Below are 14,136 nucleotides of genomic sequence, written 5' to 3' on the forward strand. Positions count from 1 at the left end.
CCGGCGGCTGCGTGCTCAAGACACGCCCAGGTCGCGGTCGATGAAGTCGAAGATCTCGTCGTCCGTGGCGGCTTCGAGATCGGTGGTGGAGTCCCTCTCGGTGGAGCCGAGCTTGGCCATGAGATCCCGCAGGTGATCGGCGATGTCCTCACGGGCCTGGGGGTCCGGTGCGACGCTGTCCAGCGCTTGGCCGATCCTCGCCAGCTCCCGCCTGATGTCGAGGACATCGGAGAGGGCGGCCTCTCCGCCCTTGGCGAGTTCGGCCAGGAGGTGGCTGGTGAGCCGCTGCGGGTTCGGGTGGTCGAAGACGAGGGTGGCGGGCAGCCGCAGGCCGGTGGCCCGGTTCAGCCGGTTGCGCAGGTCCATCGCCGTCAGCGAGTCGAAGCCCAGCTCTTGGAAGGGCCGGTTCGGAGTGATGTCGGCCGTCGAGGCGTGGGCCAGCACCTGGGCCGCCTCACCACGCACCAGGGACAGCAGCTGCGCGTGCTGTTCACCGTCGGTCAGGCCGGCCAGCCGGGCCTGCAGGTCGGCCCCGGCCGTCGCGTCCTCCGGCGTCTGCGCCGTGTCTCCGGCGTCGCCCAGGACACGGCCCACTTCTGGGATGTCCTCGATGAGCGGGCGCCGGCGGGCCATGGTGTAGCCGGGGGTGAAGCGTTCCCAGTCCATGTCCGTGACGGTCAGCGAGGTTTCGTCCTGCTCCAGGGCCTGACGCAGGGCCAGGGTCGCCTGGGCGGGGTCGAGCAGCCGCACCCCACGGCGCAGGAGCTGCTCGGCGTTCCCGTCCCGGGCCATCGCGGTGCCCTGCCAGCCACCCCAGGAGACGGAGGTCGCGGTCAGACCGCGGGCCCGGCGCTCACGGGCGAGCCCGTCCAGGAACGCTCCGGCGGCCGCGTTGGCGCCGTTGCTCGCGCTGCCCCAGACGGCGGCACCGGAGGAGAACACGACGAACGCGTCCAGCTCCACACCCAGTTCGGCGGTGATCTCGTCCAGGTTCCGCGCACCGCGCGTCCTGGCCGACAGCTGGCCGGCCAGGCCGGCTGTTTCGAGTTCGTCCAGCGGGCCGTGTCCGGCGATACCGGCGGTGTGGAAGACGGCGGTCAGGGGGTGTTCGGCCGGGACGGCCTTGATCACCTCGGCGAGAGCATCGCGGTCCGTGACGTCACACGCCACGACCGACACCCCGGCACCCAGACCCCGCAGCTCAGCAGCAAGCTCCGCCGCACCCCCGGCCGCCTCACCACGACGGCTCAACAGCACGAGGTGCTCCGCACCGTCCTTCGCCAGCCAACGCGCCAGATGCGCACCAATCCCACCCGTACCACCGGTGACGAGTACGGTGCCCCGCGGACTCCACTCCCGCACCGGAACCGGACTCCCGCCCAGGGGCGCACGGACCAGACGACGGGCATACGCACCCGACGACCGCACCGCGACCTGATCCTCACCCCCACCAGCAGCCAGCACACCCACAAACCCCGCAGCCACCCGCTCATCCCACACAGCAGGAACATCGACCAGGCCACCCCACACACCCGGCTGCTCCAGACCGGCCACCTGACCCAGCGCCCACAGCTGCGTCTGTACGGGGCTGACCGGATCGGCCGATCCGACGGAAGCGGCCCCCCGCGTCAGCACCCACAGAGGGGCGACCGCCGTGGTGTCCACGTGCGCCTGCACCAGAGCCACGGTGCGCTCCGCACCAGCCTCCTCATCCCAGCCCAGGAGCGAGACGACACCCTGCACGTCCGGGGTCTCCGCAAGCCGCGCGGCCAGGGCCGCGCGGTCGAGACCGGCCTCGACCTCCAGGACCGTGACCTCAGCGCCAGCCGCCACCAGAGCGTCCCGGACCTCCTCCACCGGAGCCGCACCACCGGGCGTCACCAGCAGCCACACACCCGACAGGCGGGGTTCCGAGGGGAGGCCCGTCGCACGCCATTCGGTGCGGTAGCGCCACGAGTCCAGCACCGACTGCTCGCGACGGCCCTTGCGCCAGGCGGACAGAACGGGCAGCCAGGCATCGGCACCCGCCGCCGGGTCCACCCCGACGGCTCCCGCGCCGTCCAGGACGGCCGTGAGGCCGGCCAGGTCCTGGCGTTCCACGGCGTTCCAGAACTCGGATTCCGCAGTGTCAGCCGTTTCCACGACCTGGGCGCCAATCGTCACGCCCTCCAGCCAGTAGCGCTGGTGCTGGAACGCGTAGGTCGGCAGGGACACCCGGCTGCCCGAGGGGAACAACTGCTTCCAGTCGACGGGCGCGCCGGCCACGTACGCCTCGGCCAGCGAGGTCAGGAAGCGCTCCGCGCCGCCCTCCTCACGACGCAGCGAACCCACCGTCACCAGCACACGCTCCACGGCGTCACCGGTCTGTGCCACCGCCATCGTCAACACCGGATGCGGACTCGACTCGACGAAGAACGCGTGGCCCTTCTCCACCAGCAGACGCGTCACCGGCTCGAACTGCACCCGTTCCCGCAGGTTCCGCACCCAATACCCGGCATCCAGACCAGCCGTATCCATCCGCTCACCCGACACCGTCGAGTAGAACGCAACCGACGAAGACTGCGGCCGAATGTCCGCCAGCTCACGCAGGAGGTCTTCGTTCAGGACATCCACCTGCGCGGAGTGGGAGGCGTAGTCCACCGCGATACGACGCGCCCGGACCCCCTCCGCCTCACACGAGGCGAGCAGCACGTCCAAGGCCTCGGGCTCACCGGAAACCACCACCGAGGCGGGGCCGTTGACCGCGGCGACACCGATACGGCCCTCGAACCCGGCGATCCGCTCCTCGACGTCGGTCACCGGCAGCGACACGGACACCATGCCGCCCTTGCCCGACAGTTTCTCCAGCACCAGACGCGAGCGCACCGCCGCCACCCGGGCACCGTCCTCCAGGGACAGACCGCCCGCCACGCACGCCGCCGCCACCTCGCCCTGCGAGTGGCCGATCACCGCGGCCGGCTCCACACCGAAGGAACGCCACACCGCCGCCAGTGACACCATCACCGCCCACAACACCGGCTGGACCACATCCACCCGGCCCCACAACGGATCGTCCGCCTCACGGAACACCACGTCCCGCAGCGACCAGTCCACCAACGGCGACAGAGCACGCTCACACGCCACCATCGACTCCGCGAACACCGGCGACGCATCCCACAGCTCACGGCCCATACCGACCCACTGCGAACCCTGACCCGGGAACACGAACACCACCCGGTCCCCGGCCGTCGCCGCGCCCGACGTCACGCGGGTGCTGGACTCTCCGGCGGTGACCGCGTGCAGGCCGTCGGCGAGGTCCGACAGCGAACCGCCGAGCACCACGGCCCGGTGCTCCAGGCGGGCTCGGGTCGTCACCAGGGCGTGCGCCACATCGGTGACGGCGAGGTCCGGCTCCCGCTCGGCCAGGGCGGCCAGGCGTGCGGCCTGGCCCCGCAGTGCCGCGGACGAGCGGCCCGAGAACACCCAGGGCACGATCGGCGACACGAGGGCGGGTAGCGCGGGGGGCTCGACGGCGGCCGGTGCGTCCAGTGCGTCCGGCGTGTCCTCGGGCGCCTGCTCCAGGATGACGTGCGCGTTCGTACCACTCACACCGAACGACGACACACCCGCACGGCGCGGACGGCCCAGCTCCGGCCACGGGCGTTCTTCGGTGAGCAGCTCCACCGCACCCGAAGCCCAGTCCACCTTCGGGGTGGGCTCGTCCACGTTGAGGGTCTTGGGCAGCAGCCCTTCGCGCAGGGCGAGCACGGACTTGATCACGCCGGCCACACCCGCCGCCGCACCCGTGTGACCGATGTTGGTCTTGACGGAGCCCAGCCACAGGGGCTGATCGGCGGGGCGGTCCTGACCGTAGGTGGCCAGCAGCGCCTGCGCCTCGATCGGGTCACCCAGCGTCGTACCCGTACCGTGCGCCTCCACCATGTCCACGTCCGCCGCAGACAGACCCGCGTTGGCCAGGGCCTGCCGGATCACCCGCTGCTGCGACGGACCGTTCGGAGCGCTCAGACCGTTCGACGCACCGTCCTGGTTGATCGCACTGCCCTGGATGACCGCGAGGACTTCATGGCCGTTGCGGCGCGCGTCGGAGAGGCGCTCCAGCACGATCATGCCGACGCCCTCGCCCCAGCCGATGCCATCGGCGGCGGCCGCGAAGGCCTTGGTGCGCCCGTCCACGGACATGCCGCCGAGGGTGTCGAACTCGGCGAACGCGCCCGGCGTCGCCATCAGTCCGACGCCGCCGGTCAGCGCCAGATCGCACTCCCCCGTACGCAGCGACTGCGCCGCGAGGTGCAGGGCGACCAGCGAGGAGGAGCAGGCGGTGTCCACACTGACGGCGGGGCCCTCAAGACCGAGGACGTACGAGACGCGGCCGGACATCACGCTGCCGGAGGAGCCGGTGACGGCGTATCCCTGGCTGGCCGGGGAGTTCATCAGCAGGGCGCCGTACTCGACCGCCGTGCCGCCGACGAAGACACCCGTGTCGGAGCCCCGCAGGGACTGCGGATCGATTCCGGTCCGCTCGATGGCTTCCCAGGAGGTCTCCAGCAGCAGTCGCTGCTGCGGGTCCATCGCGGTCGCCTCACGCGGCGATATCCCGAAGAACCCGGCGTCGAAGTCGCCCGCCTCGTGCAGGAATCCGGAGGGGCGGACACTGCTGATGTTCCAGCGGTCCCAGCCTCGGTAGGACGGGAACTCGGACATGCCCTCGCGCTGTTCGACGACCACCCGCCACAGGTCTTCCGGCGAGGCGACCCCGCCCGCGTAACGGCAGGCCATGCCCACGATCGCGAGGGGTTCGTCCGTCGTGACCGCGCGCACCGTGGCCGGCGAGGACGCGAGGTCCGTTCCGGCGCCGAGCAGTTCGGCCACGAGGTGGGCCGCCAGCTGCTGCGGGTTGGGGTAGTCGAAGACGAGGGTCGCCGGGAGCTTGAGGCCCGTGGCCGCGGTCAGGAGGTTGCGCAGCTCCATGGCGGTCAGCGAGTCGAAGCCGAGGTCCTTGAACGGCTTCTCCGCGGTGATCTCCGCCGTGGAGGAGTGAGCCAGGATCCGGGCGACCTCGCGGCGCACCAGGTCAAGGAGGACGGAGAGCTGTTCGCTCCCGCTGAGTCCGGCCAGTTCCGCGCGCAGGGCCGAGCCGACCGTGTCGTCGGAGGAGGGTGCGGCGGAGTCCTCGCTCAGCACGCGGGCCACCTCGGGGATGTCCTCGATGAGCGGGCGCCGGCGGGCCATGGTGTAGCCGGGGGTGAAGCGTTCCCAGTCCATGTCCGTGACGGTCAGTGCGGTCTCGTCCTGCTCGATGGCCTGACGCAGCGCCTCGATGGCGAGGGCGGGGTCCATCGCCCGGACGCCGCGTCGGGAAAGTTGCTCGGCGGTGCCGTCGGTGGCCATGCCGGTGGCCTTCCAGCCTCCCCAGGAGACGGAGGTCGCGGTGAGACCGCGGGCCCGGCGCTGGCGGGCGAGCCCGTCCAGGTAAGCGTTGGAGGCCGCGTACCCGCCGTTGCCGGCGCTGCCCCAGACGGCGGCACCGGAAGAGAACAGGACGAACGCGTCGAGCTCGATGCCGAGTTCGGTCGTCAGGTCGTCCAGGTGGCGCCCACCGAGGGTCTTGGCCGCCATCTGTGTTTCCAGTTCGGCGAGTTCCAGCTGCCCGACGGTTCCGTAGCTGGCCACTCCCGCGGTGTGGAAGACGGCGGTCAGGGGGTGTTCCGCCGGGACGGCCTTGATCACCTCGGCGAGAGCATCGCGGTCCGTGACGTCACACGCCACGACCGACACCCCGGCACCCAGACCCCGCAGCTCAGCAGCAAGCTCCGCCGCACCCCCGGCCGCCTCACCACGACGGCTCAACAGCACGAGGTGCTCCGCACCATCCTTCGCCAGCCAACGCGCCAGATGCGCACCAATACCACCCGTACCACCCGTGACCAGCACCGTCCCCCGCGGACTCCACTCCCGCACCGGAACCGGACTCGCACCGAGAGGCGCACGGACCAGACGACGGGCATACGCACCCGAGGAGCGCACCGCGACCTGATCCTCACCCCCACCAGCAGCCAGCACACCCGTAAACCCGGCAGCCACCCGCTCGTCCCATACGGGAGGAACATCGACGAGGCCACCCCACACACCCGGCTGCTCCAGACCGACGATCTGGCCCAGCGCCCACAGCTGCGTCTGCGCCGGCCGGACCACATCATCCGCACCCACGGCAGCGGCACCCCGCGTCAGCACCCACAGAGGCGCCTCCAGCCCGGCAGCCGCGACAGCCTGCACCCACGTCACCGTGGCAGACGTACCCACCTCCTCGTCCCAACCCAGGAGGGAGACGAGTCCTGCCACGTCCGGGGTCTCGGCGAGCCGGGCGGCCAGCGCGGCACGGTCGAGGCCGGCCTCGGTCTCCAGGACCGTGACCTGCGCACCGGCCGCCGCCAGAGCGTCCCGGACCTCCTCCACCGGAGCCGCACCACCCGCAGACACCACCAGCCACGCACCCGACAGGCGACCGGACGAGGGCACCGTCACCGAACGCCAGACCGTGCGGTACCGCCACGAGTCGAGCGTCGACTGCTCCTGGCGGCCCTTGCGCCACGAAGACAGGGCGGAAAGGACCGGAGCCCAGGAGTCCGCGTCAGCACCGGCGACGAGTTCGGCGATGCCTGCGACGTCCGCGCGTTCGACCGCACCCCAGAACGCTGCGTCGACGGGGTCGACCGCACCGTCCGCGGACGGTGCCACGGCGTCTTCCAGCCAGTAGCGCTGGTGCTGGAACGCGTAGGTCGGCAGGGACACCCGGCTGCCCGAGGGGAACAACTGCTTCCAGTCGACGGGCGCGCCGGCCACGTACGCCTCGGCCAGCGAGGTCAGGAAGCGCTCCGCGCCGCCCTCCTCACGACGCAGCGAACCCACCGTCACCAGCACACGCTCCACGGCGTCACCGGTCTGTGCCACCGCCATCGTCAACACCGGATGCGGACTCGACTCGACGAAGAACGCGTGGCCCTTCTCCACCAGCAGACGCGTCACCGGCTCGAACTGCACCCGCTCCCGCAGGTTCCGCACCCAATACCCGGCATCCAGACCAGCCGTATCCATCCGCTCACCCGACACCGTCGAGTAGAACGCAACCGACGAAGACGTCGGCCGAATGTCCGCCAGCTCACGCAGGAGGTCTTCGTTCAGGACATCCACCTGCGCGGAATGCGAGGCATAGTCCACCGCGATACGACGCGCCCGGACCCCCTCCGCCTCACACGAGGCGAGCAGCACGTCCAAGGCCTCGGGCTCACCGGAAACCACCACCGAGGCGGGGCCGTTGACGGCGGCGACACCGATACGGCCCTCGAACGCGGCGATCCGCTCCTCGACGTCGGTCACCGGCAAGGACACGGACACCATGCCGCCCTTGCCCGACAGTTTCTCCAGCACCAGACGCGAGCGCACCGCCGCCACCCGGGCACCGTCCTCCAGGGACAGACCGCCCGCCACGCACGCCGCCGCCACCTCGCCCTGCGAGTGGCCGATCACCGCGGCCGGCTCCACACCGAAGGAACGCCACACCGCCGCCAGCGACACCATCACCGCCCACAACACCGGCTGGACCACATCCACCCGGCCCCACAACGGATCATCCGCCTCACGGAACACCACATCCCGCAACGACCAGTCCACCAACGGCGACAGAGCACGCTCACACGCCACCATCGACTCCGCGAACACCGGCGACGCATCCCACAGCTCACGGCCCATACCGACCCACTGCGAACCCTGACCCGGGAACACGAACACCACACCACTGGCCGAACTGGCCGAGGCACGGCCGGACACCACGGTCGGAGCGTTGGTTCCGTCGGCGATGGAGCGCAGTCCGTGCAGGAGTTCGTCGGTGGTGCTGCCCACCACCACCGCGCGCTCGTCGAAGGCCGAGCGGGTGGTGGTCAGGGCGTGCCCGATGTCGAGGGGCGTCGTGCCGGGGTTCTGGGAGAGGTGCGCGGCCAGTCGTGCGGCCTGGTCCCGCAGGGCGGCCGCGTTCCGGCCGGAGACCACCCACGGTACGGGCCCGCCGAGCGCGGGACGGCCCGCGTCGGCGGCCGGCTCGGCCGGCTCGGCCGGCTCGGCCTCGGGCGCCTGCTCCAGGATGACGTGCGCGTTGGTACCGCTGATGCCGAACGACGACACGCCCGCACGACGCGGACGGCCCGTCTCCGGCCAGGCGCGGTTCTCGGTCAGGAGTTCCACGGCGCCGGCGGACCAGTCGACCTCGGGCGTCGGCTCCTGAACGTGGAGGGTCTTGGGCAGGAGTCCTTCGCGCAGGGCGAGCACGGACTTGATCACGCCGGCCACACCCGCGGCCGCACCCGTGTGACCGAAGTTGGACTTGACGGAGCCCAGCCACAGGGGCTGATCGGCCGGGCGGTCCTGACCGTAGGTGGCCAGCAGCGCCTGCGCCTCGATCGGGTCACCCAGCGTCGTACCCGTACCGTGCGCCTCCACCATGTCCACGTCCGCCGCAGACAGACCCGCGTTGGCCAGAGCCTGCCGGATCACCCGCTGCTGCGACGGACCGTTCGGAGCGCTCAGACCGTTCGACGCACCGTCCTGGTTGATCGCACTGCCTCGGAGAACGGCCAGGACCTCGTGACCGTTGCGGCGCGCGTCCGAGAGACGCTCGACCACGATCATGCCGACGCCTTCGCCCCAGCCGGTGCCGTCCGCGTCCGAGGAGAACGCCTTGCACCGGCCGTCGCCGGCCATGCCGCCGAGGGTGTCGAACTCGGCGAACGCACCCGGCGTGGCCATGATCGTCACGCCGCCCGCCAGGGCCATGTCGCACTCGCCGTTGCGCAGGGACTGTGCGGCGAGGTGCAGGGCGACCAGCGAGGAGGAGCAGGCCGTGTCGACCGTGACGGCGGGGCCCTCAAGGCCGAGTACGTACGAGACGCGGCCGGACATGACGCTGCCGAGGGCGCCGGTCATGCCGTAGCCGCTGTCGGCTTCGGCCGAGTTCATCAGGACGGTGGGGTAGTCCTGCGGTCCGCCGCCGACGAAGACGCCGGTCGCGCTGTTGCGCAGCGACCAGGGGTCGATCCCGGCGTGCTCCACGGCCTCCCAGGAGGTCTCCAGCAGCAGTCGCTGCTGCGGGTCCATCGCGGCCGCCTCACGCGGCGAGATGCCGAAGAACCCGGCGTCGAACTCGCCCGCCTCGTGCAGGAACCCGGCGCGGCCGACCGTCGGTGCGCCCCAGCGCTCCCAGCCGCGGTCGGTGGGGAACTCGGTGAGTTCGTCGCGGTTCTCGACGACCAGCTGCCACAGGTCACCCGCCCCGCGCACGCCTCCGGGGTAGCGGCAGGCCATGCCCACGATGGCGAGCGGCTCGTCGTCGGCGGCACGTCCGGCGGGCACCACGGCGCCGACGGCGGCCGGGCCGCCGGTCAGTTCGGCGTGCAGGTGGGTGGCGAGCTGGTTCGGGGTGGGGTAGTCGAAGACGAGGGTGGCGGGCAGCCGCAGGCCGGTGGCCCGGTTCAGCCGGTTGCGCAGGTCCATCGCCGTCAGCGAGTCGAAGCCGAGGTCCCGGAAGGGCCGGCCCGCGGTGATCTCGGCGGTGGAGCCGTGCGACAGCACCTGGGCGGCTTCGCCGCGCACCAGTTCCAGCAGCAGGGCCCCCCGTTCGGGTTCGGCCGTCCCGGCGAGGGTTTCCCGCAGGCCGACGCCCGTCGGGTCCAGGACGTCCCCGCCCGCCGCGGTCTTGTCCAGGGCCAGGCCGACCTCGGGGATGTCCTCGATGAGCGGGCGCCGGCGGGCCATGGTGTAGCCGGGGGTGAACAGCTCCCAATCCATGTCCGTGACGGTCAGCGAGGTTTCGTCCTGCTCCAGGGCCTGACGCAGGGCCAGGGTCGCCTGGGCGGGGTCGAGCAGCCGCACCCCACGGCGCAGGAGCTGCTCGGCGGTGTCACCTTCGGCCATCGCGGTGCCCTGCCAGCCACCCCAGGAGACGGAGGTCGCGGTCAGACCGCGGGCCCGGCGCTCACGGGCGAGCCCGTCCAGGAACGCTCCGGCGGCCGCGTTGGCGCCGTTGCTCGCGCTGCCCCAGACGGCGGCACCGGAGGAGAACACGACGAACGCGTCCAGCTCCACACCCAGTTCGGCGGTGATCTCGTCCAGGTTCCGCGCACCGTGGAGCCGGGCGGAGAGGATCTCCGCGAAGTGTTCGGGGGTGGCCAGGGCCAGTTCGGCGTAGCCGGATATGCCCGCGGTGTGGAAGACGGCGGTCAGGGGGTGTTCCGCCGGGACCGCCTTGATCACCTCGGCGAGAGCATCGCGGTCCGTGACGTCACACGCCACGACCGACACCCCGGCACCCAGACCCCGCAGCTCGGCAGCAAGCTCCGCCGCACCCCCGGCCGCCTCACCACGACGGCTCAACAGCACGAGGTGCTCCGCACCGTCCTTCGCCAGCCAACGCGCCAGATGCGCACCGATCCCACCCGTACCACCCGTGACCAGCACCGTCCCCCGCGGACTCCACTCCCGCACAGGAACCGAACTCCCGCCCAGGGGCGCACGGACCAGACGACGGGCATACGCACCCGACGACCGCACCGCGACCTGATCCTCACCCCCACCAGCAGCCAGCACACCCACAAACCCCGCAGCCACCCGCTCATCCCACACAGCAGGAACATCGACCAGGCCACCCCACACACCCGGCTGCTCCAGACCGGCCACCTGGCCGAGCGCCCACAGCTGCGTCTGCATCGGCCGGACCACATCGTCCGCACCCACGGAAGCGGCCCCCCGCGTCAGCACCCACAGGGGGGCGACCGCGGTGGTGTCCACGTGCGCCTGCACCAGAGCAACGGTGCGCTCCGCACCAGCCTCCTCATCCCAGCCCAGGAGCGAGACGACACCCTGCACGTCCGGGGTCTCCGCGAGCCGCACGGCCAGGGCCGCGCGGTCGAGACCGGCCCCGGTCTCCAGGACCGTGACCTCAGCGCCAGCCGCCACCAGAGCGCCCCGGACCTCCCCCACCGGAGCCGCACCACCGGGCGTCACCAGCAGCCACGCACCCGACAGACGGCCGGACGAGGGCACCGTCACCGAACGCCACACCGTGCGGTACCGCCACGTATCCAGAACGGAACGCTCACGACGGCCCCTGCGCCACGCCGACAGCGCCGGAACCACCGGCTCCCACGCCCCGACCGCACCACCGTCGACCAGCTCGGCGACACCGGCCGCATCCGCACGCTCCACCGCACCCCAGAACGCGGCGTCGACGGGATCGACGGCCGTTCCCTGGCCGGGGATCACCGCGTCGTCGATCCAGTAGCGCTGGTGCTGGAACGCGTAGGTCGGCAGGGGCACCCGGTTGCCCGAGGGGAACAACTGCTTCCAGTCCACCGGAGCACCGGCCACATAGGCCTCGGCCAGCGAGGTCAGGAAGCGCTCCGCGCCACCCTCCTCACGACGCAGCGAACCCACCGTCACCAGCGCACGCTCCACGGCGTCACCGGTCTGCGCCACCGCCATCGTCAGGACCGGGTGCGGACTCGCTTCGATGAAGAGGGAATTGCCCTTCTCGGCCAGCAGGCGGGTGACCGGCTCGAACTGCACCCGCTCCCGCAGGTTCCGCACCCAATACCCGGCATCCAGACCAGCCGTATCCATCCGCTCACCCGACACCGTCGAGTAGAACGCAACCGACGAAGACTGCGGCCGGATGCCCGCCAGCTCACGCAGGAGGTCTTCGTTGAGGGCGTCCACCTGCGCGGAATGCGAGGCGTAGTCCACCGCGATACGACGCGCCCGGACCCCCTCCGCCTCGCAGGAGGCGAGCAGTTCGTCCAGGGCGTCGGGCTCACCGGAGACCACCACCGAAGCCGGACCGTTGACGGCGGCGACACCGATACGGCCGTCGAACGCGGCGATCCGCTCCTCGGCCTCCGCCACCGGCAGCGACACCGACACCATGCCGCCCTTGCCCGACAGCTTCTCCAGCACCAGACGGGACCGTACGACGACGATCCGGGCACCGTCCTCCAAGGACAGACCACCCGCCACGCACGCCGCCGCCACCTCGCCCTGGGAGTGGCCGATCACCGCGGCCGGCTCCACACCGAAGGAACGCCACACCGCCGCCAGCGACACCATCACCGCCCACAGCACCGGCTGGACCACATCCACCCGGTCGAAGGACGGAGCGCCGGGTTCCTGGCGCAGTACAGCGAGCAGCGACCAGTCCACGAGGGGGCTCAGCGCCGCTTCGCACTCGGTCAGCCGGGCCCGGAAGGCCGGTGAGGCGTCGGCCAGTTCGGCGGCCATGCCGACCCATTGCGAACCCTGGCCGGGGAACACGAACACCGCACCGCCGGTGCTGGTGCGGCCGGACACCACGCCGGTGCCCTCGGCGCCGTCAGCGACCGACCGCAGGCCGGCGACGAGCGTGTCCGGGTCACCGCCCAGCACGACGGCCCGGTGTTCGAAGGCCGAGCGCGTACCGGCAAGCGACAGGCCCACGTCGGTGGGGTCGAGGCCGGGGGTCCGGGCGAGGTGTGCGGCGAGCCGTGCGGCCTGGTCCCGCAGGGCGGCCGCGTTCCGGCCGGAGACCACCCACGGTACGGGCCCGCCGAGCGCGGGACGGCCCGCGTCGGCGGCCGGCTCGGCCGGCTCGTCCTCGGGCGCCTGCTCCAGGATGACGTGCGCGTTGGTACCGCTGATGCCGAACGACGACACACCCGCACGACGCGGACGGCCCGTCTCCGGCCAGGGCCGGGCCTCGGTGAGCAGCTCCACCGCGCCCGAGGACCAGTCGACCTCGGGCGTCGGCTCCTGGACGTGCAGGGTCTGGGGAAGGACGCCGTGCTGGAGGGCCAGCACGGCCTTGATCACGCCGGAGACGCCGGCGGCTGCCTGGGTGTGCCCGATGTTGGACTTCAGCGTTCCCAGCCACAGGGGCCGGTCGGCGGGGCGGTCCTGGCCGTAGGTGGCCAGCAGGGCTTCGGCCTCGATGGGGTCGCCGAGCGTCGTGCCCGTACCGTGCGCCTCCACCATGTCCACGTCGGCCGGAGACAGACCGGCGTTGGCCAGGGCCTGCCGGATCACCCGCTGCTGCGAGGGACCGTTCGGAGCGCTCAGACCGTTCGACGCACCGTCCTGGTTCGCCGCCGATCCCCGGATGACCGCGAGGACCGGGTTGCCGTCCCGGCGGGCGTCCGAGAGGCGCTGGATGGCGAGGACACCGGCGCCTTCGCCCCAGCCGGTGCCGTCGGCGTCCGCGGAGAACGCCTTGCACCGGCCGTCGCCGGCGGAGCCGCCGGTGGCCGCGAACTCGGCGAAGATCGAGGGGGTGACCAGCACCAGTACGCCGCCGGCCAGTGCCAGGTCGCACTCGCCGGTGCGCAGGGACTTGATGGCGAGGTGCAGGGCCACCAGCGAGGAGGAGCAGGCCGTGTCCACGGTGACGGCGGGGCCCTCAAGGCCCAGGGCGTACGAGATCCGGCCGGACAGCACACTGCCCGGAGCGCCGGTCAGCGCGTAGCCGCCCGCGCCCTCGGCGGAGTTCATCACCAGGGCGCCGTATTCCTGGGGGGCTCCGCCGACGAAGACTCCGGTGCGGCTGCCCTTGAGCGAGGCGGGGTCGATCCCGGCCCGCTCCAGTGCCTCCCACGAGGTCTCCAGCAGCAGCCGCTGCTGCGGGTCCATGGCCTTGGCCTCGCGGGGCGAGATCCGGAAGAAGTCGGGGTCGAAATCGCCCGCGTCGTGCAGGAAGGCACCGGTGCGGGCGGTGGGTACGTCCCAGCGTTCCCAGCCGCGGTCGGCGGGGAAGCCGGTCATGGCGTCGCGGCCGTCGGTGATCAGCTGCCAGAGGCCCTCGACGTCGTGGACGCCTCCGGGGTAGCGGCAGCCGATGCCGACGATCGCGAGTGGTTCCGAGGAGGCCGTCGTGAGCCGCTGGTTCTGCTGCCGGAGGCGCTCGTTCTCCAGCAGCGAGGCCCGCAGCGCGTCGACGACCTCCGTGATGGAACTGTCCATGTTCAACTCCCACTTGAATGTTGCGTCAACGCGCCGGGCACGGCTTTTTTCAGGCTATGGGCGTGGGGGGCGCACCCCGGCCCCAGACAAGGACCACGAGCACCCCTA

General features: G+C 71.8%; 1 protein-coding gene. It reads right to left on the bottom strand.

All coding sequences use genetic code 11. From position 1 onward, the window contains the following. Positions 1-15: 15 nt before the first annotated feature. Positions 16-14,034, bottom strand: coding sequence for a type I polyketide synthase (locus ACGFXC_RS17725; RefSeq protein WP_393713705.1), 14,019 nt, complete (start codon positions 14,032-14,034; stop codon positions 16-18). Positions 14,035-14,136: the final 102 nt, after the last annotated feature.

It is taken from the genome of Streptomyces sp. NPDC048507, assembly GCF_043199995.1.
In the GTDB taxonomy this organism is placed as follows: Bacteria; Actinomycetota; Actinomycetes; order Streptomycetales; family Streptomycetaceae; genus Streptomyces.